Genomic DNA, 25,618 nt, shown 5'->3' on the forward strand with positions numbered 1-25,618 from the left:
CGACAATGTCTTTGAAACAGAAAACCTTCAAAGGCGTCATTTGGAGTGCTGTAGAAAGATTTTCTACCCAGGGTGTTCAGTTCCTGTTCGGTATTCTCTTAGCCAGACTTTTGACGCCGAATGACTATGGCATGATTGCCATGCTCACCATCTTTATGGCGGTGAGCCAAACATTTATTGACAGTGGCTTTGGAAATGCTCTCGTCCGAAAGCCTGACCGCAGCGAGGCCGACAAGGCCACGGTATTCTTTTTTAATATCTTTATGGCGGCCATCTGCTATGTCATCATCTTCTTGGGGGCGCCATTTGTAGCTAAGTTCTACGAAATGCCCCAACTTGCGGACATTCTCAGAGTCCTTGCTATAAACCTAATCATCATAGCATTCGGGTCCATTCAACATTTAAACTTGACTATTGACCTGAATTTCAAAACATTGGCAAAGGTTTCTTTTATCGGAGCCATTGTAGGTGGAGCAGCAGGTCTTGTCTGCGCATATAACGGACTTGGCGTTTGGTCACTTGTCGTTCAACAAATGACCACGACATCAACCAGAGTATTTCTGTTTTGGATTCTAGTCAGCTGGCGTCCCAAATGCTTTTTCAACAAGGCCTCTTTTAAGAACATGTTCGGCTTTGGTTCCAAGCTCTTAATTTCCGGCCTATTGAACACCGTGTACGACAACGCCTATGACTTGATTATCGGCAAAGTTTTTTCTGCAGGAACACTCGGAAATTATAGCAGGGCATCCCATTTAGCAAACTTTCCATCAAGCAACATCACGGGCATTTTCCAGAGAGTCACCTACCCTGTTCTAAGTAAAATTCAAAACGATCCAGAAAAACTTAGGCTCGGTTACCTGAAGTTCCTAAATATGGCCACATTGGTCATATTTCCGTTAATGATCGGTCTTGCGGCAATTGCGAAACCATTTGTACTTCTGGTTCTTACCGAAAAATGGTTTAACGTCATCCTCATTTTGCAAATCATCTGCATCGCCCAAATGTGGTACCCCGTACACGCAATCAACCTGAACATCTTGCAGGTTCTTGGACGTTCAGACTTGTTCCTGAAGTTGGAAATTATCAAAAAAATCGCAGGCATTACCATTCTAGTCGTAACGATCCCCCATGGAATTATCGCCCTATGTTACGGCCAGTGGGTCAGCACATGTTTTAGCCTTGTAGTAAACACCTACTACTCTGGAAAACTGCTAAATGCCGGGCTTTTGACACAGCTTAAAATGTACATTCCCACTCTCCTAAATTCTTTGGCCATGGGAGCAATCTGCATTGGCGTAACCAAACTTCTTCCAGAACAGGAATACGCATTGCAACTAGTCCTCGGAATCGCCACAGGAGCCATTTACTACATCGCAAGCAATTGTATATTTAACAGGGCTACAGTAAAAGAGTTGCTGGATCTTGTGAACAAAAAGAAAAACAAGTCGTAGATTATCATGAGCGAAAACAAATTGATTACAGTCACGTCACCCCTCCTTCCGAAATTGGAAGATTTCATCCCGATGCTTCAGGATATTTGGGACAGAAAATGGCTGACGAACAACGGCCATTATCACAAGGAACTCGAAAAGGCCTTGGCAGACTATCTGGGTGTCCAGTACATCAGTCTGTTTACCAACGGAACGCTCCCCCTGATTACGGCCCTGCAGGCCATGCGAATTTCGGGCGAGGTGATCACGACCCCGTACAGCTTCGTGGCGACTACCCATTCCATCTGGTGGAACGGCCTCAAGCCCGTCTTTGTCGACGTGGACGAAACGACCGGCAACATCGACCCCGAAAAGATCGAAGCCGCCATCACGCCGCATACCACGGCGATTATGCCTGTACACGTCTACGGCACGCCCTGCAACATGAAGCGCATCCAGGAAATCGCCGACATCTACGGACTCAAGGTAATCTACGACGCTGCCCACGCCTTCGGCGTGAGGAAGGACGGCGAATCGGTCCTGAAGGCCGGCGACATGAGCACCCTCAGCTTCCACGCCACCAAGGTCTACAACACCGTCGAAGGCGGCGCACTCGTCTGCCACGACGAGGCGACCAAGAAGCGCATCGACTTCCTCAAGAATTTCGGATTCAACGGCGAGACCACCGTCGTGGCCCCCGGCATCAACAGCAAGATGGACGAGATCCGTTCCGCCTACGGCCTGCTGAACCTGAAGCAGGTGGACGACGCCATCGCCAAGCGCAAGGCTACTGCCGAAAAGTACCGCGCAGCCCTCAAGGACGTCCCCGGCGTGCGCTGCCTGCAGGACATCGAGGGCGTGCGCCACAACTACGCCTACTTCCCGATCTTCATCAGCGAGGAATACGGCATCAGCCGCGACGCCCTCTACGCGAAGCTGCAGGAGCATAACATCTACGGCCGCCGCTACTTCTACCCGCTCATCAGCACGTTCAGCGCCTACAAGGGACTGGAATCGGCCAACCCGAAGAACCTCCCCGTGGCCCACAAGCTCGCCGACCAGGTGCTTTGCCTGCCCATGTTCGCGGGCCTCGACGCAGAAAGCGCCGACCGCGTCATCGACGTCGTCAGGAACAAAAGGTAGCCTACGATGCCGCAGAAGAAGCTGATGCTCCTGGGCGGGCTTAGGTACCTGCTGCCCGTAATCGAGGAAGCCCACAAGCTGGGCGTCTACGTGATCACGGCGGACTACCTGCCGGACAACATCGCGCACAAGTATTCCGACGAGTACTGCAACGTCAGCATCATCGACAAGGACGCCGTCCTTCGCGCCGCACGAGAACTGAAAATCGACGGCATCCTCTCGCACGCGGTGGATCCCGGCGTGACTGCCGCCGCCTACGTGGCCGAGAAGATGGGACTGCCGTTCCAGTGCAGCTACGAGGCCGCCTGCATTCTGCAGGACAAGTCGCTTTTCCGCAAGTTCCTTTCCGAACACGGGTTCAACTGTCCGAAGGCGAAGGGCTACACGAACGTCGAGGACGCCCTGGAGGACGTGGGCTTCTTCAACTGGCCCGTCATCGTGAAGCCCGTGGATTCCGCGGGCAGCAAGGGCGTCACGAAGGTCACGGACAAGGCCGACCTGAAATCCGCCATCGAGACAGCGCTCTCGGCCTCCATCACGAAGAACTGCATCATCGAAGATTTTTTGGACAAGGTGGGTGCGCAGTCTAGTGCCGACATCTTCACCGTAGACGGCAAGCTCGTGTACCCGGCCTATTCCGACCAGCTATTCGACAAGAACGCCGCGAACCCCTACACGCCCGCCATCGAGATCTGGCCCGCCTCCATGGAGCAGAAGTTCCAGGACGACCTGACCGCGCAACTGCAGCGCCTGTTCACGCTGCTCGGCGTGAAATCCGGCATCTACAACGTGGAAAGCCGCGTATGTTCCGACGGCAAGGCCTACATCATGGAAGTGAGCCCCCGCGGCGGCGGCAACCGCATCGCTGAACTGCAGGACATGGCGACCGGCCAGAGCCTCATCGTAGGCGAAATCAAGAAGGCGCTGGGCATGCCGATGGACGACATCACCGCCCCGCAATACGACGGCGTGTGGTGCAACTTTATTCTGCATTCGTCGGAAGAGGGCTCGCTCGTCTCCATCGAAATCGACCCGGAATTCAAGAGCAAGTACGTTCGCGACGTGGGCCTGATCGTGAAGCCCGGAGACCACATCACGCCCTTCAAGGGCGCGAACAACTCGCTGGGCACGCTGTTCCTGCGCTTCGAGACCCGCGAGGAACTCGACGCCGCAATCAGCAATCCCGATTCGTGGGTGCATATCAAGCTTAAATAGGGGGCGTGAATGAGACCGATTGGCGGATATTTTGAATGGGAATTCCCTCCTGCAAAAAAGCAACTGCTGCACGAGAATGCGGTTTACTTGAATAGTGGCCGCCATGCCCTCGAATACATTCTGAAAGGTCTCGGGAATATTCGCTGCCTTTGGATTCCCTATTTCACTTGCGACGCCGTCATGGTGCCGATTCAGAGACTCGGCGTCTCCTGGAAATTTTATCACATCGACGAAAAGCTCGAAATCGCCGACAACTTGGAACTTGCCGAAAACGAATTCGTTCTCTACACGAACTACTACGGCATTAAGGACGAATACTGCAAGCAACTCGCCAAACAATACGGCGAAAAGCTCATACTGGACAACGCGCAGGCTCTTTACAGCAAGTCCGTTTCGGGCCCCCACCAGTTTTACAGTCCGCGTAAATTCATGGGAATGCCAGACGGCGGTCTCGCCGTAACGACCATTCCCGACGCTACAAGCGAATTGCCTGTTGACAAATCCTTCGATCGTTGCAAGCACTTGCTGAAACGAATTGAACTCGCCCCCTCTGAAGGATACAACGACTTTAAGGCTGTGAGCAAAGCCATTGCAGAAGCACCGCTTTGCCAAATGAGCAATCTGTCGAAATCCATTTTTGCATCGGTCGATCTCGATGACATTAAGCGCAAACGCCGTGAAAATTTTGAATGCATTCATGACGCTTTGAAAGCCACCAACCGGTTGCAAATTCCTTCCATGGATTCTTTCGAATGCCCGCTGGTTTACCCCTACTGGGCAGACAACGGCGACACCCTCAAAAAAAAGCTTATCGAGCAGCAAGTATTCGTTGCAACATACTGGCCCAACGTGTTTGAATGGGCCAAGGAAAACGACCTGGAATACGAGCTCACAAACCACGTGGTTTGCATTCCCATTGACCAACGTTATGGGAAAGAAGATATGAAAAAAATAACAAGTATTATCCTGTGATAGCGTGCGTCTATAGCCCGCAAATGAATTCCCCCTCAGGAAAAAAAGTATATTTAAATTTAAGCATTAAAACACTCCATTTAAGACTACAAGACTATGAACGATCTCAAGGGAAAGAAACTTCTCATCATTGGTGCTACTACTACAGAATGTGATATTGTTCGCTATGCAAAGGCAGCTGGCATTTACACCATCGTCGCCGACTACCTCCCCGATTCTCCGGCAAAGAAAGTCGCGGACATGCCAGTTTTAATCAACGCACTCGATGTCGACGCCCTGGTTGATTTTTGCAAAAAAGAAAAAGTAGACGGTGTCATTACCGGTTTTGTTGACATTTTGCTCAAGCCGTACATGGACGTCTGCAAGCGACTCGGACTGCCCTGCTACATTACCGATAAAATGCTGAGCATGTCCACCAACAAGGTCGATTTTAAGGAAACCTGCAACAAGTATGGCGTACCCGTTCCTCAGACATACCTGACCGGGAACAAGATTGACGACGCCACACTTCAGAAGATTACCTACCCCGTATTCGTTAAGCCTCTCGACGGCAGCGGTTCCCGTGGAGCCGGCGTATGCTACAACGAAAAAGAACTGAAGGAACGATTCGAAGACGCCATCAGCTATTCCGCCAGCAAGAACGCAATCATCGAAGATTACATTAGCGGAAGAGAATTCCTTTTGGACTACATCGCCGTTGGCGGCGAATTCAGACTGCTGTCCATTTTCGACCGATTCATGGCTTCGGACAGAGGTTCCGCCATCAACTATTCTACCATCAGCATGTCTCCCTCTAAGGCCGTCGACTTCTACCTCGAAAAGGTCAATCCGACTGTCATCAACATGTTCAAAAAAGAAGGCTTTACTGACGGCGTACTGTTCATGCAAGGCTATTTCAACGGGAAAGACATCAAGTTCTTCGAAATGGGCTGCCGCCTCGGAGGTTCGTACTTCAACCATGAACAAGCCTGCCTGGGTTACAACGCGATGGACATGATTATCCGTTTCGCATTGACCGGCAAGATGGTCGAAGACATCGGAACCATCAGTGAAGAATCTGCAAAGTACAAGAAGTTTGCCTTGGATTGCAACTATCTGCTGAAGGGCAGCGATCAGACGGTCGCCAAGATTGTCGGCATGGACAAGGTCGAAGCCCTTCCGGAATGTATCGAAATTCAGAAATATCATGACGTCGGCTATCACTATGGCAAAGACAGAACTGTCGATAGACCTATCATGGTTGCCGAGATTGTTGCGGACAACAGGAGCGAAGTCGAAAGACTCGTCAACTACATCAATAAGGAATACGATGTATTCAACGAACAAGGTGAATCCCTGTTGATGGAAAAACTGAACCCTGAAGAATTGTTTAAATAAGAGGAAAGGACAAATGAAAGTAGCGGTTATTGGAGCGGGCAATTCCGGCTGTGCACAGTCGATTAAGTTGATGCAGAACGGCCACCAGGTCAATCTGATCAAGACTTCGCATAGTCTGCATGACGACAACTTCGAGCAACTTTTAAAAACTGGCGAAATCAGCTGTCTGGATACCACAGACAACAACAGGGAATTTTCTCTCAAGCCCAACATGATCACCCGTGACATTGAAAAGGGCTTGGAAGGCGCCGAAGCGGTCATGATTTTGACCCAGAGCCTGCAGCACCGCGAACTCGCCAAAAAAATCAGCCCGTATCTGAAAGAAGGCCAGATCGTATTCTTGATTCCTGGCAACATGGGCTCGACTCAGTTCGCAAATCACACCAAGGGCAAGCACATCATTTATGTCGAAGGCGAATCGACTCCGTACGACGCTCGCATCATTGCCCCGGGTAAAGTCGAAATCCTTTTCAAGAACGTCCGCAACGCCGTATCGTTCCTCCATAAAGAAGACGAAAAGTACCTGCCTGTCGTTACCTCTTTGTTCGGCACGCACAAGTACCTGAGAACAAACATTGTTGAATCGACTTTGCACAACCCCAACATGGTTGTCCACACCATCGGCACCATCATGTCGGCAAGCAGAATCGAATATTCCAAGGGCGAATTCTGGATGTACCGCGAATCGTTCTCGCCGGCCATTTGGAACTTGGTCGAACAGCTGGATGACGAAAAGAAACAGGTGATTCGCGCCTACGGTGGAAAGAACGCCATCAATTACCTGGACGCCTGCAAGTGGCGTAACGAAGAAGACCTCTCTATCGACAGTCTGCAAGTGTTCAAGAACTACGCCGCTACCGGTGGCCCCAAGGGCCCGGCCAGCTTGGACACCCGTTACATTTACGAAGACGTCCCGATGGAATTGTGCATGCTCGAAAAGCTTGCCGCCGAAAAGGGAATTTCAACACCTATCGCATCGGCATTGATTACGATAGCCTCTGCTCTGAAGTCGACCGATTATCGAATGATGAGCTACGAAATTTCCGACGTGAAGGATTACATACAATAATTCACACATCATGATATTACGATCTCAAGAAGAAATCATGTCTAAGTGGCCCGCTAATGCAGCCCCACTTGTTTCTATCCGTTGCACGGTATACAATCAGGAACAATATGTCGCCGATTGCATCGAGGGATTCCTTATCCAAGAAACAAATTTTCCCTTTGAGATTTGCATACATGACGACGCTAGTCCCGACAAAACAGCAGACATTATCCGAAAATACGAGGCCAAATACCCTAAAGTTATCAAGGCCGTATACGAGACCGAAAATCTGTGGTCCAAACCCGACACTAGGTTTACGCAAATCGTAACATCCATGCTGACAGGCAAATACATTGCCATGTGCGAAGGCGACGACTACTGGACAGACCCACACAAATTACAAAGACAGGTTGACTTTCTAGAATCTCACCCCGAATATTCCCTATCAGCAGAAAACGGAACTGTACTTTTTACCGAAACAGGCGTCGTACAACCTTTTTCAAACGAGCCTGAGCGAGACATTTCTTTAGACGAACTTCTTATCAAGCGCCGTTTCCCAACAGCTTCCGTTCTATTCCATCGCGCCCATCTGCTAGAATACCTCGAACAAGACGCACCAAGATTTGACACAAGTCAGTGGGCGTTCTTATCGAGCAAGGGCAAGATTCATTACAATCCAGTCATATCATCCGTGTATCGTCGCGGATCCGGAGTAACCGAAAACAACAGAATCCGATGGGCATACACAAGCGAAGAATTCAACAACGGAATTAACAAATTTTACAAGCCATCCAAAGCTGTTCGTAAAGCTCGCGATAAAATTCTGTTCTACGACTTTCAGCAAGGACGAATTGCCGCAAGAAAAAAAGGCGACAAAGCAAACGAACGAAAATTACTTTTAAAAACGATTACTCGTTTCCCAATACTATTTATCAAAAATTGGATCAAACAAAGAAAAAAACACTTATACCTTGAATGCATCAAGCCAAAGATTCTCACATGGGCTACAAGGCACTTCTTTTTCGAAGGAAAGAAGTCTAGCAACGCAGACAAATCCATCATTGTCTCTTTGACCAGCTACCCAGCCAGATTCAAGACTCTTGACATTTGCATCAAAAGCTTATTGAATCAGAAACTGTCTGCATCTAAAGTCGTTCTATATCTTTCCAAAGACATCCAAATCGATTCTCTTCCAAAGTCGCTATTAAAGCTGCAAAGCTATGGGCTAGAAATCAGAAACAATTGCGAAGACCTAAAGCCCCACAAGAAATACTTTTACGCCATCCAAGAATTCAAGGATTCCATTGTCGTCACCGCTGATGATGACGTTATTTATCCGAATGATTGGCTTGATTCGTTATACAAGAGCTATTTGCAACATCCGAATTGCATTTCAGCAAGACGTGTGCACCGAATTACAAGAGACGCAAACAACAAAGCCGTTTCTTACCAACATTGGGAAATAGAATGTAAAAGCGTACTCCAGCCGTCCATGGACCTCATCGCAATCGGTGTTGGCGGAGTACTTTACCCACCACACATATTTGACAAGGCCATCCAATATTTCAACACGACCAGCATTAAAGAAATTTGCCTAAATGCCGACGATATTTGGTTAAAATACATGGAAACCGTCCAAGGGACGCCTGTCGTATGGGTACCAAACAAACAATGCCATCCGACAACTATTTTCGACAAGCAGGTAAAAGAGTCTGCGCTCTTCAAAACGAACTTAAAAGAAAACAAAAACGACCAATATATCCAAGCATGCGCCTCGCACTTCAATATCAATCTGTAGTGCGATCCTTTACACAGACTCTTTATTAGATATCATCACACCATGAACCACTTGACAAAACGAGCAATCGTCTTGGGAGACTTGCTAATTGCAAGCGAAAACAGAGCAAGACGCATCCGCTGAGAAAAAGCCGATACCGACTTGGCATTCAGCTGAATATCTCTCGCAACACGTTCTCGGGATGTATTGTAAACCTTGAAAAAATCGGAATGCTTTTTCAGCATCAACTTCCAAGCTTTTTCAATGGAAGCTGGTTTTACAGAAATAGAATCACTCTGCAAGTGATAATCCACTAGGGGTTCTTCCATACAATAAATGGAATAATTCTTTTGCGCACGCACAAGCAATTCAAATTCCTGGAACCTCGGCATTTCAGGGTCAAATTTTTCTTGCTTAAAAACAAAGCTTTTGCCAACAAGCGTTTGCGTACCGATGGACATCGGCATCACATCTTTCGACAAAAAGCCTTCTTTATAGCAATCCGAAACGAGGCCTATCTTTTTTCCGTCAGACATTCTATTCATTCTGCAAAATACAATGTCTGCATTTTTATCTTGCAGAATCTTCAGTTGCTTTTCAAGTTTGTCTTCATGCCAAATATCATCGCTATCCTGAAAAGCAATATATTCTCCACGGGCATGATCAATTCCATTGTTACGAGCAACGCATGCGCCAGCATTCTCTTGATGCACATAGACAATTCTGTCATCGTTAAAACTTTTTACCACTTCTCGCGTGTTGTCAGAAGACCCATCGTCAACAATAATCAGTTCAAAATCTTGGTATGTTTGGCGCAGAATACTTTCAACAGCCTTAGGAAGAATACGCGCTCTATTGAAAGACGGGAGAACAATCGAAATCATACCACCTCCAAATTGCACTGGTTACATATAGCGCGATACATATTTTCGCTGTAACAGGTACCAACAATAGAAGCATCTTCGAACAAGTCATTCAGCTGCTTTGTCGAAGCGATATCCCCTGCAGAAATCTTTTCAATTAAACCATCGACATTCATCGCCTTGTCCGTGACAACGCGTTCATAGGCATCGTTCAATGACGAATACGACAAGTAATCAGTCTCATCAGGAACGTAGAACACAATCGGCCTGTTCAGCAAGGCATAGTCAACACTGCAGCTAGAATAATCTGTCACCAAACAATCTGCCGCCATCAATAAATGCTGTACAGACCGAACCTGCTTATCGCCAAGCACTTGAAAATGTTGATTATCCGAATCCATCGCGAACTGAGTCAACGGATGCAATTTGACCAAGAATAGGATATTTTCTTTTTCCAGGAAATTCTGAAACTTTTTGCTAGAAGAAAGTTCCTGCAAAATATCCTTGACGGTGTCCCGATGAGTATTCGGGCTTACGCGATAAGTCGGCATGTAAAGAACAACCTTCGAATACGAATCAAAATCCACATTCGAAACCAATGACGAACGTTCCATTTTTTCGCGGAACAGGTCATTACGCGGCTGTCCGGTAATTACAATCGAGTCTCGCTTGACATCAAACTGTTCCATCACTCGTTCAGCGGTATATTCCGACGTTCCTAAAGATATGTCGCGGCCAACCCAGTTGAAAACCGCATCCACAGTTCTCTTTACATTCAACTTGAGGCCGGAATAATTTTCATTATAGATTTTCTTGAATCCGCCAACACCATGCCATAATGCCACGATTTTTGCGCCACCCACCAAAGGAATCGCGCCAAAATCATCCAAGCCGTTTGTCATAATGGCAACACCGCAGCGAAGAGACATCATCACGCCCTTGAACGAAGAACTAAGGTAAGCCTCGTAACCCAATTGACGTACCTGAGCCACAACATTCTTGTTGCGAGTAAGCCAAACGCAACGAATGTTCGAATGGTTCTTGTTCACGTATTCAAACAAGAACTTGGCGTTATCATCATATTTTTTTCCAATCCAGCAACCAAAAGCCCAAAGATTCCTGTCACGGAACGTAATCAACTTCAAAATACGGAAGAGAACGCCCATCATGGGCAACGAAAACTTACGCCATTCAAAAATCTTCAAGAACTTCATCTTTAAATTAATGTTCCAGATTAATACGTTTTACACGTTTATTGTTCTTGATTTTTGCGCAGCTTTTTGACCACAAGACAAGAACCCATACCGGTAACAACAAGTACACCCATTTTTTGAGCGTTCCAAAAGAAAGAATGTCTTTGCGGCAAAATTTTTTCCAAAAATAGGAACCAACCACTTTTTCAAGAATTGGGTTTTCCGACGCGACATCTCTCCAACTACCCAATCCATTATGGATACAAACGTTATGTCCGTCAAACGTGTTTATCGTAAAATAGGAATCCGGATAGATTTTCATATCAGAAAATTCAAGCGGTTTGCCATCAAAGTTCACTAGCGCACCCTTGTAGCCATACATGTCCATAAAGACCTTTGTAATAATACAAGGCATTGCATTCAAATCACAACTGCCATCAGGCAAAATAAAATGACGGTCTTTATAATATTCCAAACATTTCTTGATAAACGGATGGTGGGGTTCCGCCCCAATAGCATGGGCAGCAATTTGGTCAGTAAATTCCGTTCCAATAAAGAGCTTGTCGTTCAGGAACTTGTCAAAATTCCCGTTAACAGTTACATCGGCATCCAAATATATTCCACCATATTTTTCAAGCACCCACAAACGGAAATAATCCGTAACAAAAGCCCATTTCTTTTTGGAACACGCCTCACGAGCAAACAGGAATTCTTCGTACGGAAAATCGTTCTTGTTCCATTCAATAATTTCGTACCCAGACAAATGTTGGCACCAAGACGCAAGACAGCGTTCTACAGCCTCGTCTTTCGTATCAGACATCCATAAGAAATGAATCTTCTTGGGAATCACTTACACACTCCACATCTGCTTGAAAAATTTACGGGTATTCTTAAAAATATATGGAGAAAGCCAATGCAAAAGAATCATCGCCTTAAGCATAGATGCTGCAAACGCAGACAAATTCTTTTTTGTATAACGGACTCTCGAAATTTCTGCTTGAATAATCGAAAAAGATCCATAACGAAGTACATCGTCCATCTTTTTCTTGCCACCGCGAATCAAGTGCGAAATTGCAGGACCTTCAATTAAAGTTCGTCGCAAGCCATCACGCATCATGCGCAATTGCATATCCGTTTCTTCAAAGTACAAAAAGAAGTTTTCGTCAAACCTTGCGTAAGGAGAATTCTTCACGAACAAATCTGCGCCCACAACATAATCCACATCACCCACAAAATACTTGTATACAGGAATCGGGCGAATTCCAGAAATATCACTACCTAATAGCTTCAGTACGCACTTAACATAGAAAGCCAAAAGATGGCGCACCATTTTCTTGAGCAGAATCTTTGTTTCAGGGAAATTCCCATGAGATTCCGTGAGAGCGCCTTCGGCATCAACCAAGTTACAACCTAAAGCACCAAGATTCTCATCTTCGTGCGATTTCCAGTAATCGTAAAAATCCTTAATAGCGTTGTTCAACAAAAGGGTATCGCTATTCAAATAAAAAACAAATTCACCCTTGGCAATATCTAGACCACGATTATTCGCCGTACCAAAGCCCAAGTTTGCCTTGTTTTCAACAAGTATCACCTGCGGGAATTCATTTCGGACCATTTCTACGGAACCATCCATAGATCCGTTATCCGAAACGATTACTTCAAAAGAAACTTCCGATGTTTTTTCAAAAACAGAACGGAGGCAATTTCTGAGCAAATCGCAGGTATTAAAGCTAACGATAATGACCGAGACATCTACAGAGGAACTCACTCTTCGTCCTCCTCTTTTTCCTCCACTTCTTCGCCATCGTTTTGCTTACGCATTTTTTCAAAATAGGCTTCGTATTCGGCTTCCAACTCATCACGACGATCAAACTTGCTCTGAATATGGCCAATGCAGAACCAATAAAGGAACGGTTGAAGAGTTCCCAACTCCCACACCGCCGCGCCAATCATTGCAACAAGGCAAAAACACAAAGTACAAACTTCAAAAAAGGCATACTTGAAAACACGAACTCCGCAATATAGCGTATAGGCACATATCCCCATCAGCATAGACAAGCCAACAAAGCCTAATTCCGCCGGAACTCGAACATAATCACTATCAGGAATGCCCAAATACCCTTCTTCCATCGCACCATGCCCAAAACGCCCCAGACCACTTCCAAAAACAGACAACCGTTCAATAAATTTATCAAACAAGGCGATGCGGTCGCCAACCATATTGCCTTCGTAATTAACCGAACGATTCAAAACATACTCTACAAAATCAACATCCATGTAATTCATCACAATCAAAAAAATTCCCGAGCCGAATACAATTGCAGAAATCCAAAGCGAATACAGTAATCTTCGAGACGGCAAACGTTTAATAGTTGCGTACAAGGTCAGCGAGACAAAGAACAATACACAGAAAGCAATCGACACTCGCTGTTGCGCAAAGAATAAACAGAAAAAGCTCAACGCAAAACAAGCCAAGTCAAATTTCTTGTAGCATTCGTCAATCACAATTTTTTTTGCGGAATACATGAACAGGAACAGCGACGAATAACCTATAAAATAGGAATGAGGCCAGAATGAAGACAAACGGGTAAATTCATACAACAGCTTACCCGACAAGCCATTCACATCAGCATCAAAATTATTCCAAATGACATTCGCCTTGTATGTTACATAAAAATAGGGTTGAAAAAAATAAAGATATACTCCACACGCCATCGCAAAAAAAAGCGGCGCACGAAAGTTTTCGAAGAATTCATCAGACTTAAACAACTTTCCGCGTGCTATAAAATAAAACAACAACGGAATTATTTCAGAGCGAACACCAAGATAATAAACGCGCAAAGAATAAGTATACTCTACAAAAAAATACGAACAAAGACCATAAAACAAATAAACAAAGACTACCGCATCAAAAGTCTTCCAACTTATTGTCGGAAGACTAATTGCAGCTGCAGCAATTGTCACAAGAATTAACAGCGAGGAAACGTCTCTAATACCAAACATCAAACTTGCTGCAATGGCAACAAGAAACCAATAGTAGTGTTTAATGACGTTGGTAAACAACCTTTCCAAAAGTTTTCCCCTTGGAAATTACTTTCTCTGCTTTCTATACTTCCACAGCAACATAAGAAAGCGCCAATCCCTCAGAACGTATCTCTTGAACATTCGGCCAGGTTCCTGCCACATACGGTAGAACCATTCAAGACCACAATTCGACATCCATTGAGGAGCTCTTTTCTTACGGCCCGCAACAAAGTCAAGACTAGCACCAATCCCAAGACTCAGCGGAATGTGCCACCGGTCCTTGTTTTGCGAAATCAAGATTTCCTGCTTTGGGCAACCAAGGGCAACAGCCAGAATATCCGGTTCGGTCAAAGCCAAGCGGCGATCGACTTCGGCCATCTGGGCAGGATTGTTTTCAAATCCCACTGCAGGCGAATAGCAACCCACCACACGCAGTTTCGGATACTTCTTTTCCAAATTCCGTGCAGCCTTACGCGCAACGCCTTCATTGGCGCCTAGGAAAAAAATCCTATAGCCTTTTTTAGCGGCCATTCCGCAAAGTTCCGGCAAAAAATCGGAACCCGAGATTTTCTCCTTTATCTTGCCCCCATAAAATTTGGAGAACCAAACAATGGGCATACCGTCTGCCAAAACAAGGTCTGCCTTTTCATAGGCATCGCGCAACCCACTGTTCTTCTCCAACAAGACCAAATGGTCTACATTCGGCGTCGCAACAAAAGCACACTTCTTCTGTCTGATTAAATCGTCCGCAGCAGAAATAGCCTCACTCATCGTGAGGTTATCTACAGACACATTTAAAAAACGAACTTTTGACATTGCGAAAAAAATTACTCCGCTTTCCCCTTGCCAATGCTTGACACTTCGAAACCGATCTTCTTGAGAGCGTCTGCATCCAGGATATTGCGGCCGTCGAATACAAAGGCAGGCTTGGCCATGCCCTTGTAAATACGGTTCCAATCCAGTTCAGCAAAGCACTTCCATTCGGTACAAACCACCACGGCGTGAGCGCCTTCGGCGGCCTTGTACGGATCCTCCTCGAACTGAACCTGGTCAAGCACGTCCTTCAAATCACGCTTGGCATCAGGAATAGCCTTCGGATCGGTAACGACCGGCAGTGCATGTTCGGCAAGCAAGTCACGCACAACAAGGTTTGCAGGGCTTTCGCGAGTGTCACCGGTATTGGCCTTGAAGGCAAAACCGAACACGGCGATTTTCTTGCTTGCAATTGTGTTGAACATGGTTTCGAGCATGCGATCCACCACACGGTGAGTCTGCCATTCATTGATTTTCACCACCGATTCCCAGTAAGCGGCCACTTCAGGCAGTCCATAGTAGCCACACAGGTACACGAGGTTCAAAATATCTTTCTTGAAGCAGGAGCCGCCAAAGCCAATAGAGGCCTTGAGGAACTTGGGGCCAATACGGCGGTCCTTGCCCATGACGTAGGCGACTTCATCTACGTCGGCGCCGGTCTTTTCGCAAAGGGCGCTAATCGAGTTAATAGAGCTGATTCGCTGGGCCAAGAAGGCGTTCGCGGTAAGCTTGGTGAGTTCGGAACTCCAAAGGTTCGTCGTCAAGATGCGGTCGCGGGGCACCCAATGGGCATACACGTCCACCAGCTTCTGGCAGGCGGCAAGGCCCGATTCCGTCTGATGGGAACCGATAAGCACGCGATCCGGTTCAAAAAGGTCGTTAATGGCGGTACCTTCGGCCAGGAATTCCGGGTTAGAAAGCACTTCGAAGTGCAGGCCCTTGTCATTAGAATTCAGGATTCGTTCCATAGCGGCAGCGGTACGCACCGGAAGCGTGGACTTTTCCACGATAATCTTGCCTTCGTCGGCGATTTCCAAGATATTGCGGGCGGTCTTTTCCCAGTACTGGAGGTCAGAAGCCTTGCCGGCACCGTGGCCAAAGGTCTTGGTCGGGGTATTCACGGAAACAAAGATAATGTCGGCTTCCTTGATAGCAGCCGGAATGTCCGTGCTAAAGAAGAGGTTGCGACCACGGGCACGCTTCACCACGTCGTCCAGACCGGGCTCAAAAATCGGGAGATTGTCACTATTCCAAGCATCAATTCTGGCCTGGTTAATATCAACCACGGTCACTTTCACATCAGGGCACTTGTCGGCAATAACGGTCATAGTGGGGCCACCGACGTAGCCCGCGCCAATGCAAAGAATCTTGGTATTGTAACTCATAGTGTGCCCAAATTTAGCAAAATACCGAATTTCTGACCTAGATTATAACTAAAGAAAGGGCTTATATGCTCTTCCGTAACATATATGGAATAACTTTCCGTTCACGGGGCGTTCGCTATACAGACCGCAAAGCCTCAATGTAAATTAAAATTGTGATTAGGCTTTGCTCTCGCAACCACACCTCGTTAATACGAGGTGTTTGTTGCTCACACAGACCGCAAAACTTAACGTAAATTTGAATTAAAGAAACTCACTTGAAAATGGCGGTCAAACGCTCCGTTTCGCCCGGATTCACAAAACGGGTCTGTTCCATCACGCCGTCGCTCCAGCCAGCCCAAAGGCCACCGGCAGTCGGTACAGCCGTCACCGTCACAGGGTACCCCTCAAAGAAATTGACGGTCATGGGGTTCGCATCCAGTTCAAGACCATGAACATAAATTGCTCCCGGACCTTTCACCGACAGAGTTACAGGTACACCTTTGCCTAGGCCAAAGAATTCCTGCAATTCGCCGAAAACAACATTGGGACGTTCCTTTGCGAAGGTCTCGATTGCATTCAATTCCCTACTCATTCGCGAAGCACTTAATCCCCAGCGTTTTTGGTCCCGAGGAATTTCCGATTCTATTTCGGCCATCATTTTGTTGATTTTCCCCAGCACTCGAGAACTTTCAAAATTCATTTTTAGCAACACCGCCATTCGATTAATAAACGACGCCCTGAAATGATCGTTTTCAAGCAGACGACGAAGCAAAAGAGTGTACTCGGGACCATTGGGCCAAGGTTCCCCATCTTCGGCAGCTGCAAATTCGAAAATATTATTCGTATACTCGCTATAGCTATTTCCGTATCCGAAATCAAGATCGTACAAGAACCACTTCCATCTAGTTTTTGGATTCGTACCGCGCCACTTTTTCAGGTTGTTGCCAGGCCAATCCCGGTTATTCGCAAATATTTCCGTATGCACGTAATTAATGAAATTGTCCACGTCAATTTGCGATTCTACATAAGCATAGTTTTCATCGGATTCGAGAGAATGGTTTTCAATCCACCCCATCAACGCCTCGTAATCCACCGCAGTGCCCGCCGATACCGAATTGTCCGCCTTAAGCAAATCTACTTCTTCAGGGTCCAAGCCATAATGCGTTTCAAAGTAGTATTCCGTAGAACGCTCGCGGATGCTATGGATGCCAAAATATTCGCCATTGTAATACACCACCGCAAATCGCCCGCGCTGGTAATCAACTCCCAGGCCTTCACTCACCGAACTTGCAAGCCTGTCCCGAATATAGTCATTTCCAAAATTGCTACCATTGTTGCGGAGTAAAAACACCTTGAACTTGTTCAATTCCGGAAATTCAGGAAACAAGGCGTATTTTAAGCGGCTATCGCCATACTTCTCGCGGAACGTAATCGCCACCGATTTCTTTGCGTTCTGGCGGCTGTAATTTCCAAAAATTTTGAGACCGGCACGCTTGGCAAATGCCGGAGAATCAGCCCCCGGTTCCGTCAATTCGACAAGCACAGGAATTTCCTTATCTAACCAATAATTCGCCCCATAATGGGGTTCGGTGCTTTGCGCAAAATTTCCTTCCATATAGATTCCCGAATCAGGATCAAAGAGCGAATTCGGATCTGCCGTTAGGAACACAGCCGGTACGCCAGGCGCCTCCTCAAACACATAGGTGCGAGCCGTTTCTTCACCCACAAAGGCCCCTGCCACAAAAGATGCACACCGGACTGTTGTAGTAGAATTGACTTGTAGCGCAGTCACTTCAGGGCTTCCTAGGGTAGGTTCCTTGCCACCCATTTCACACCGCACCACTGCATTTTCCGGGAACACTACAGTAAAAGGCGAACTATAAAAGCCCGAGGGAGGGAGTTCAACCAAAGTATCGAGGGCGGGCGCCCTCTCTCCCATCACGGTTACAGATGTGAGTCCATTGGGCGTCGCATCCGCGAAGCCAAAACCCAACTTGCCATCGGTTCGAGTTCCAAAATTCCAGGTTTTTCCCACAGGCATTTCCGGATACTTCACGGAATCCACAATGGCGGTATCGGCATTCATCAAGTACAAACAGCCACCGGACTTGTTCAGCTTGAATGAGGCATGGGGCTCATGGCCTCGGTTACGGGCGACATAGCTGAACACCTTGACGGCAACCTCTTGGGATTCATTCGCTTCCGGACTCATTCGGGTGCCGTAAATGTTCTTAAGGTCCGGGAAAGTCGTCCCCGTCGGAATCCTAGCGCGATATACCGTCGAAGAATCACCTGTCCCCGTAAAGACAATCTCATAGCCTTTCCAGTCATCGACATTAGGCTGCGTGAGCCTAAAAGAAACCTTGCGATCTTTCGTAATGTAGGCCTGCATCAAGATTTCGTTTGTAGCCGAAATATCGAGAACATCGCTGGGGTCGCTGTTTCCGGTTCCCACGAACACCGCAATCGAAGACCAGCCGAGTTCTTCGTTCTCGCCAAATTGCATCACAGCGCCAAAGCGCATTTCTCCGTTTTCCCTAAAGCAATTCTTTTTCTGACCGGGCAACGGGTCCGCATAACTATATCCCGGCGGATCACTTTGCGAATCCGTCCAAGTCCAGCAACCGGAACCTACCATATTGAGCGAATCATGGGGCAATACATAATCAGGATAATTCTTGCCCGACATAAACACGATTAGAAATGAATTCGGAGCAATCTTCACTTTTCCGAATTTCCACTTGAAAGGATCCGTCAACAAATCCGTCAAATACATTCCCGACAAATCCACCGTATCGGCAGAGGTGTTGTAAATTTCCACCCAGCCAGCATCGTCACCTTCGTGGTCTTCGTATTCAATATTGAGAGGATCCACCTCGGTAAACATCACAGGGCCCCCGACATACGGGAAAGTCTTTAGGGTATCCGCTTGCGAAGAATCCTTTTTAGAGCAGCCCTTTTCATGACAGATTTCTTCTACCGTTGTAGAGCTGCTATCCGAATCGGAACAGGCTAAAACACCTGCCAACGACAAGACAACAAACAGAGTCGCACAAACTCCGCGAAATGTCAAAACATCCCTACACATCAAGGGTAATATATATTATTAATTCGAATTTTTCGCTTTTAATTCTGAACTTTTTTACGGCGAGGGCGGCGCACAATGAAAAGACAGGCGCCTATCAGCACCAGCGCCACCGATATAGCCTTGCCCACGGGGAACGCTTCGGAAAACACCAAGGCTCCGGCAAGAGTCGGCACCGCAGCACCCACGGCTGCGCTAAAGGGGATAATGAACAGGGCGCGGCCACGGGAGAAAGACACCTGGGAATACAGGAACGCGATACTGTAAGTGGCGATATAGCCGAGGGTTCTGAAATCCATCAAAAGGTTCGCCACCGAAGAAATTTCAATATGGTCCAAGTCGAAATCCATGGCAAGGCTCTTGTAGAACGCCGCAGAAAGTCCAAAGCCCACGCCCATAATCAGGGAGTCCACCATTTCGCGGTCCTTGACCCACAAGTGGGCAAGCAGCGTCACCGCAGAAAGTCCGCCTGCATAGGCCCAAAGCATGCCTATGTTCTGCACCGCCGTAGATTCACCCAGGTTTTCGACGGAGTACAAAAGACCCGCCACCACAAAGCAAATGGCAATCACGATGCGCTTGGTCAAAGCCTCTTTCAGAATGCAAAAACCCATCAGGGCCGTAAGCACCGGATTCAAGACCATCATGGGCTGCACCTGGCTCAAATCATAGCGGGCCATGGCAATGTAATAACCAAGCGTTGCAAGTCCCGAGCAGCAAATCCCCAGCCACCAGAACTTATTGGTGATAACGCCCTTAAAGAATTCCCAAGGTCTGGAGGTACCGCCAGTGCGCTTGCCCACCGTAGACACTCCCGATTTTTCGAGAATGTTACCGCAGGCAAAAAGGAAGGCCGGACCGATTGTCAACAGAAGAAAAAGCATCCGCTAAATACCGTCGTAGATTTCCTGGTAAATCCAGTAGTTACCCATGACGCGCTTTACGTAGTCGCGGGTTTCCCAGTAGCTGATGTCTTCGGCACGGATATCCCAGGACTTGCCTTCGCCGGCGGCCTGCCAGCGTTTTGTAGGCTTGGGGCCTGCATTGTAGTTGCCCAGCACATACATGTAGTTGTCATTGTATTCGGCCTTCAAGTCCACCAGGTAACGGATGCCCAGGCGAATGTTCATGTAGGCGTTAAACAATTGCCGGGGTTCGAAATTAGGAATGCTTTCCTTTTCGGCAAGCATCTTGCCGGTGGCTGGCATCACCTGCAAAAGTCCGCAAGCTCCTGCCGGCGACATGATTTCGAAGTTGAAGATGGATTCCTGGCGCATCACGCTGTACACAAAGAAGGGGTCGATGCGGTCGCCAGAATGATACTTCACCTGATCCATATACGGAATGGGGAACAGGTAATGCAGTACGTCGATGGGCGGCGCCATCAGGCGGCGTCGATCGATGTTGTTCTGGAACTGACGAGCCAGACGATACCCGGCAGCGGTTTCGCCCATCTCGTAAAAGAGCTTGCCGTATTCATACAAGAAGTCCAGGCGCTTCGCATTCTTCTTGCGGGCTTCGTCATAAAGGGCGAAAGCCTGGTCGCTAAAGCCGTACTGGAACAGCGTGCGGATGCGATTATAGCGTTCCGGATTGTAGGTCGTGTCGGGCTTACCCATCTTCTGGGAAGCACGCACCCAGGCAAGGGTCTGCTCCGGAGCCATGCGCACACCGTGTGCATAAGGAACATCCTTCTCGTCCATCAACTTATATTCCACCAGCTTCATGCGGCTGCGGTGAGCGTAGTAGGCCAGCGGGAAATCGCGAATACAATCGAGGTAAGCTTCGCGGGCCAGGGAATCCTTTCCAACTTTCATGTAGGCATCGCCCAAGAACATGCGGGCGCCACTACCGCTCCACAAGAAGGGTTCCTTGGTCGCCTCAATCAACGCCGGAATAGCCTCGTTCCATTTTTCCTGCTTGAAGTACACAAAGCCGATACGGAACTTGGCCCACTGGCGTTTTACATTGTTCTTAAAACGCTTGTGCGAAAGAGTCTTGTAGCAGACGATGGCACTATCGTACTGTTCCTTCTGTTCGTATTCAAAGCCCTTCACCCACAAGTTGTTGGCGTTTTCCTTGCTGAACTGGCTTGCATCTTGCAAGGAGGCATCCATCTTGCTGATTTCCTTTTCGTAGCGGCCGGCATTGTTGCGGTATAGGCGCAAGATCGACTGCATCCACAAGGGGCGGGCCTCAACGGAATCCAGCAGGAACTTGAACTGCTTAATAGATTCTTCATCACGCTTGAGCGTACGCAGAGTCACGGCGCGCTTTTCCCATAAGGTAATACGGGTTGCCATATCAAGGGAACTGGGCGCAAGCTTTTTCTGCAACGAATCCTCCGGCGGCGGGAGCGCCGCTTCCGGCGAAAGGGACACCAGCATTGAATCCAGAATCCTGATAGAATCCAGCAGCGTCAAGCATTCGCTGGCATTGTCCTTGGCGCAGGCCATCTTGGCGTAAGCCACCTTTTCTTCCAAGGTTTCAGGAGCGCCACGAACCTTGCGGAGCCTGCGAATCGCAGCAAAAGCGGAATCCTTATACACCGACGCACTTGTAAGGAGCTTCAGGTATATGCGCTTGGCATCCTTCATCTGCTTGAACTGTTCCAGATACTGGGCGTAGCGGTAACGGAGTGCGGCAGCGTCGTCAGACTTCGGATACTTTTCCACAAAGACCTTCAAGGAATCCGCATGGGCGCGGTCACTCAAGGTAGAGTCGGCCATGGCCGCCTCAATCCTAAGCCTCGAGGCAGCCCTGTCAAAAGAAGCATCCTGGTCCAAATTCTTGTACAGTCCGAGCACCACGCGCATGTTCTTGTAATCGCGCAGCTTGAACAGGCACTTGGCCATTCGCAAAATCACGGAACCATCTAACTGGGCATCGCGTCCACGCAAGGAATCGTAGGCAAAGTAAGCGCTATCCCACTGTTCCTTGTAAAAGAACTGGGCCGCGCGAGCAAAGTCCCGCACATTTTTCGGCTGCAAAGAATCTTCACTTAAAGCCTTCAGGCGGTCATAGCGCACTACCACATCCTGAAACTGCGAAGGCGGAACCTGTTCCAGAGCCTCGTAAGGGTTCGGAGGAGTATAAGGCATCGAAGCAATCAAGCTGTCCGTAGCCAACATCGGAAGAGGCCCAGGCTGAGCAGAATCCTTCACCTGCGCAAAAACCCCTGCGCAGAACACAACCACCAATACAATTAATTTTCTCATTTCTTATTCTTGATTCTTTATTTCTTGCTGCTATCAACCTGGCCCACAAAGCTCGATATACCCAAGTCACGAATTGTCTGGGCATACTTGTTGTGCATATAGGTATTAACACTTTCGGCATCATCCATCTGCAACACCGTCAGCGCCGATTCACGAACGTCTTCGAAGTTGATGGAACGGATGATTTTCTTGGTAGACATCACGCTCCAGGGTGTCATGGAAAGTTCATCGACACCCAGGCCCACCAGCAGCAACACGCTCAAAGGATCTGCACTCATTTCGCCGCAAACCGCCACAGGAATTCCTTCGCGGTGAGCCGCCTGTACCGTCTGGTATATCATGCTGAGCACAGCCGGATGGTGAGGCTGGAACATATCCGTAATCAATTCGTTGGTACGGTCCACAGCAAGAGTAAATTGCACCAAGTCGTTCGTACCGATACTAAAGAAATCCACTTCCTTCGCAAGCTTATCCACGATCATCACTGCGGCAGGAACTTCGATCATCACGCCGATCTTGACCTTCGGAACTTTTTTGCCGGCCGCTTCCAATTCCTTACGGCACTTGACAATGCATGCCTTGGCGCGACGCAGTTCCGTCATGCCCGAAATCATGGGCAACAGAAGGCGCAAGTTCTCTTTGGTATTTGCCAGCAGCAAGGCCTTCAGCTGCGTACAGAAAATATCTTCGCGGTCCAGACAAACTCGAATAGAACGCCATCCCATGAACGGGTTGGATTCGTTCACCGCCGTAATGCCACTCACCAGTTTGTCGCCACCGGCATCCAGGGTACGGATCGTCACCGGACAAGGATACATGGTCTCAAGAATGTAGCGGTAGGCATCGCGCTGTTCGTCCTGCGAGGGAGCCTCGTTACGCAAGAACAAAAATTCTGAACGGTAAAGACCGATACCCGTTGCACCAAAGTCGGTAACCTTTTCCGATTCCGACGGAAGTTCGATGTTGGCGTGCAAGGTAATGTACTTGCCGTCTCGGGTCATGGGTTCCAGCTGGCGCATGGTGAACAGCTCGCGGCGCTGCCGTTCAAAGACTTCCTGACGCCTGTAAAATTCCTTGACGTCATCCTGGTTCGGGTTGATAACAACCTGTCCGCTGGAACCATCGATAATAACCGTATCGCCCACTTTGACGAGGGCAGCAAAATTTCTCAAGCCAGACACCAAGGGTATCTGGAGCGATCGCGCCAAGATAGCCACGTGGCTCGTACGGCCACCGGTATCCATGGCAAGCCCCGCCACCTGGCCGGGCTTGATAGACATCAACAAGCTCGGCAGAAGCTCGTGACCCACTAGAACTACGCCATCTTCGGAAGCCACATCCTCCAGCACCGGTCCGGAGTCTTCCATGGCCGCCATCAAGCGGTTGTACACGTCCCTCAAGTCGGCCGCCTTGTCGCGCATGGCCGGAGAATCAATCTGTTCAAACTTGTCGATGTAGGCCCCAAGAACCACATGAAGGGCCCAGCGGGCATTCTTGCGTTCCTTGCGGATTTTATCGAGAGTCCCGTTTATCAGGGAGGGATCCTGCAAAATCATCAAATGAGTCGCAAAGATGAGGCTGTCCTTCATCCCTGTGCGACCTTCGGAAATTTCCTTGATCTGCGAAACTTCCTTTACCGTCTTGTGGACCGCTTTCAAAAAAAGCTGTTCCTCATCCGCAAGACGACTCTCGGGGAGAGTCTCCTCCACCACCGAGATTTTCCGGTTAGTCACCGGGAAAACGCTCCCCATGGCAAAGCCCGGGGAGGCGGGAACACCCTTTAAAACAGTTCGGGTCAGTTCCGGTTTTTTCTTAGCAGGGTTCTTCGTTGAAGTGGTCATTGAAGAGACTTTCCAACTGCGAAGCGACCTGTTCCTCGTCTTCGCCATCAATTTCGAACGTGACCTGGGAGCCTGCCGGAATGGCAAGCATCATCACATTCAAGATGCTCTTGGCGTTAGCCTTGGAGCCCTCGAACACAATGGATATATCGCTCTTGGCTTGACCGGTGATATCTACAATCATGCCGGCGGGTCTCGCGTGTATCCCCAACTTGTTTGTTACCACCAATGTTTTTTCGATCATTGTTTTCCTCAGAAAATATCCACGTTGATGTCTAGACCATCTTGCAGAATAATGCGGACCAGACTATCCGCCGAATGAACCGTCTTGACCAAGTCGTCATGCAAAGTGCGATCGTTCAGCAAAATACCCACCGTATTGTCTTTGGATTCGATCTTTTTCTGGACCTTCACCACAAGCTCATCCAAATGGCTGGTGACCGATTCCAGTTCACCCAGCAATTTGTCGGCGTTGCCCATCACCTTTTCGGTATTCGCAAACATGTTGTCGATCGGCGGTTTTACGCCATCAATCAAGTCGTTCACCTTCACGGTCACCTGGTTCAAGCCTTCCAAGCTCTTCCGGAGCTGCGGGTCAGCCGTATTCAGCATCACCAGCACGCGGTCTTCCAGCTTTTCGGCCTTCGCAAGCAAAGTCTTGAAGCGTTCCTGGAACTCCGGGTTCACAATGGTCTGGTTCAAGGCCTGCTTAACCGACTCCAGCAAAACCTTCGTAGAGTCGCAAACCTCGCCCACAAGACCAAGTGCTTCGGCAATACCGGCATCGAACTGGCCCGTAATGGTATCGCCCGGAGTAAAGTAGCTCGTCGAATCCCCGAGAATCACACCAATCTGGCGTTCACCCATGATACCGATGTTCTGCACGCGAATTTCGGAATCCTTCGGGATTTTCACGTCGGTGCGGAGCCTGATGGTCACCACCACGCGGTGGCCGGCCAAATCGATGGACTCGACCTTACCGAGTTTCACGCCATTCACCTTCACGGGGTCATCGAGCACCAGGGTGCTCACCTGGGTGAAGCGCAGGTAATAGGTATTAAAGGTTTCGCGGGGGTCCTTCTCATTTAAGAAGAATATTCCAAAAACAAGAATAATCAGGGCAAGGATGACCACCAAGCCAACTGAAAAATAAAGAGCCGAATACTTTTTCATTTGACTCCCAATCTAGCATTATTTAAAGGCCGCTAAGGCCACCATATACAGAAAATGGGTGAAAATCACCCATTTTCCAAAG

The 25,618-nt window shown here is 48.2% G+C and carries 20 protein-coding genes; 7 read left to right on the forward strand and 13 right to left on the reverse strand.

Translation table 11 applies throughout. From position 1 onward, the window contains the following. The first annotated feature begins 5 nt into the window (after positions 1-5). The 7 genes from ACJMNB_RS06765 (at position 6) to ACJMNB_RS06795 (ending at position 8,983) form a co-directional block, all read left to right on the forward strand. On the forward strand, positions 6-1,451 hold the full coding sequence (locus tag ACJMNB_RS06765) for a lipopolysaccharide biosynthesis protein (RefSeq protein WP_405340402.1): 1,446 nt from the start codon (positions 6-8) through the stop codon (positions 1,449-1,451). 6 nt (positions 1,452-1,457) lie between these two features. Beyond that, entirely contained in the window at positions 1,458-2,573 is a 1,116-nt protein-coding gene (locus ACJMNB_RS06770) for a DegT/DnrJ/EryC1/StrS family aminotransferase (protein ID WP_405340405.1), read from the forward strand. A 6-nt stretch (positions 2,574-2,579) separates the two neighbouring features. Further along, positions 2,580-3,788, forward strand: a complete 1,209-nt coding sequence (locus ACJMNB_RS06775) for an ATP-grasp domain-containing protein (protein WP_405340408.1) — start codon at positions 2,580-2,582, stop codon at positions 3,786-3,788. Between the two features lie 9 nt (positions 3,789-3,797). Continuing rightward, entirely contained in the window at positions 3,798-4,760 is a 963-nt protein-coding gene (locus ACJMNB_RS06780; protein WP_405340411.1) for a hypothetical protein, read from the forward strand. Positions 4,761-4,856: 96 nt separating this feature from the next. After that, on the forward strand, positions 4,857-6,137 hold the full coding sequence (locus ACJMNB_RS06785) for an acetyl-CoA carboxylase biotin carboxylase subunit family protein (RefSeq protein ID WP_405340413.1): 1,281 nt from the start codon (positions 4,857-4,859) through the stop codon (positions 6,135-6,137). Positions 6,138-6,150: 13 nt separating this feature from the next. After that, positions 6,151-7,206 carry an NAD/NADP octopine/nopaline dehydrogenase family protein gene (locus tag ACJMNB_RS06790; protein ID WP_405340416.1) on the forward strand — a complete coding sequence of 352 codons (1,056 nt, stop codon included), beginning with the start codon at positions 6,151-6,153 and terminating at the stop codon, positions 7,204-7,206. 37 nt (positions 7,207-7,243) lie between these two features. Beyond that, a complete protein-coding gene (locus ACJMNB_RS06795) occupies positions 7,244-8,983 on the forward strand; it encodes a glycosyltransferase family 2 protein (RefSeq protein WP_405340419.1) in 1,740 nt (579 codons plus the stop codon). Between the two features lie 35 nt (positions 8,984-9,018). Here the strand turns inward: ACJMNB_RS06795 and ACJMNB_RS06800 are convergent, their stop codons facing one another. The 13 genes from ACJMNB_RS06800 to ACJMNB_RS06860 form a co-directional block, all read right to left on the reverse strand. Next, on the reverse strand, positions 9,019-9,846 hold the full coding sequence (locus ACJMNB_RS06800) for a glycosyltransferase family 2 protein (protein ID WP_405340422.1): 828 nt from the start codon (positions 9,844-9,846) through the stop codon (positions 9,019-9,021). Continuing rightward, positions 9,843-11,039 carry a CDP-glycerol glycerophosphotransferase family protein gene (locus tag ACJMNB_RS06805; RefSeq protein WP_405340425.1) on the reverse strand — a complete coding sequence of 399 codons (1,197 nt, stop codon included), beginning with the start codon at positions 11,037-11,039 and terminating at the stop codon, positions 9,843-9,845. Before ACJMNB_RS06805 ends, ACJMNB_RS06800 begins: the two co-directional genes overlap by 4 nt. A gap of 7 nt (positions 11,040-11,046) precedes the next feature. Further along, positions 11,047-11,868, reverse strand: coding sequence for a glycosyltransferase family 32 protein (locus ACJMNB_RS06810; protein WP_405340428.1), 822 nt, complete (start codon positions 11,866-11,868; stop codon positions 11,047-11,049). Further along, positions 11,869-12,786, reverse strand: a complete 918-nt coding sequence (locus ACJMNB_RS06815; RefSeq protein WP_405340431.1) for a glycosyltransferase — start codon at positions 12,784-12,786, stop codon at positions 11,869-11,871. After that, on the reverse strand, positions 12,783-14,090 hold the full coding sequence (locus tag ACJMNB_RS06820; protein ID WP_405340434.1) for a hypothetical protein: 1,308 nt from the start codon (positions 14,088-14,090) through the stop codon (positions 12,783-12,785). The genes ACJMNB_RS06815 and ACJMNB_RS06820 overlap by 4 nt, the downstream gene beginning before the upstream one ends. 18 nt (positions 14,091-14,108) lie before the next feature. Next, positions 14,109-14,858, reverse strand: coding sequence for a WecB/TagA/CpsF family glycosyltransferase (locus tag ACJMNB_RS06825; protein WP_405340437.1), 750 nt, complete (start codon positions 14,856-14,858; stop codon positions 14,109-14,111). A gap of 11 nt (positions 14,859-14,869) precedes the next feature. Further along, entirely contained in the window at positions 14,870-16,240 is a 1,371-nt protein-coding gene (locus ACJMNB_RS06830; protein ID WP_405340440.1) for a nucleotide sugar dehydrogenase, read from the reverse strand. A gap of 250 nt (positions 16,241-16,490) precedes the next feature. Beyond that, positions 16,491-19,247 carry a CotH kinase family protein gene (locus ACJMNB_RS06835; protein ID WP_405340443.1) on the reverse strand — a complete coding sequence of 919 codons (2,757 nt, stop codon included), beginning with the start codon at positions 19,245-19,247 and terminating at the stop codon, positions 16,491-16,493. 98 nt (positions 19,248-19,345) lie between these two features. Further along, entirely contained in the window at positions 19,346-20,188 is an 843-nt protein-coding gene (locus ACJMNB_RS06840) for an EamA family transporter (protein WP_405340446.1), read from the reverse strand. 3 nt (positions 20,189-20,191) lie between these two features. Continuing rightward, entirely contained in the window at positions 20,192-22,522 is a 2,331-nt protein-coding gene (locus ACJMNB_RS06845) for a transglycosylase SLT domain-containing protein (RefSeq protein WP_405340449.1), read from the reverse strand. Positions 22,523-22,539: 17 nt separating this feature from the next. Beyond that, positions 22,540-24,363 carry a phosphoenolpyruvate--protein phosphotransferase gene (gene ptsP / locus ACJMNB_RS06850; RefSeq protein WP_405340452.1) on the reverse strand — a complete coding sequence of 608 codons (1,824 nt, stop codon included), beginning with the start codon at positions 24,361-24,363 and terminating at the stop codon, positions 22,540-22,542. After that, positions 24,335-24,607: an HPr family phosphocarrier protein gene (locus ACJMNB_RS06855; RefSeq protein ID WP_405340455.1), complete on the reverse strand. Its 273-nt coding sequence runs from the start codon at positions 24,605-24,607 to the stop codon at positions 24,335-24,337. The genes ptsP and ACJMNB_RS06855 overlap by 29 nt, the downstream gene beginning before the upstream one ends. Positions 24,608-24,615: 8 nt before the next feature. Then, the gene (locus tag ACJMNB_RS06860) at positions 24,616-25,536 is read right to left on the reverse strand and encodes an MlaD family protein (RefSeq protein WP_405340458.1); all 921 of its coding nucleotides are present in this window, start codon (positions 25,534-25,536) and stop codon (positions 24,616-24,618) included. Positions 25,537-25,618: the final 82 nt, after the last annotated feature.

The sequence above is a fragment of the Fibrobacter sp. genome (genome assembly GCF_045131395.1).
Taxonomy (GTDB): domain Bacteria; phylum Fibrobacterota; class Fibrobacteria; order Fibrobacterales; family Fibrobacteraceae; genus Fibrobacter.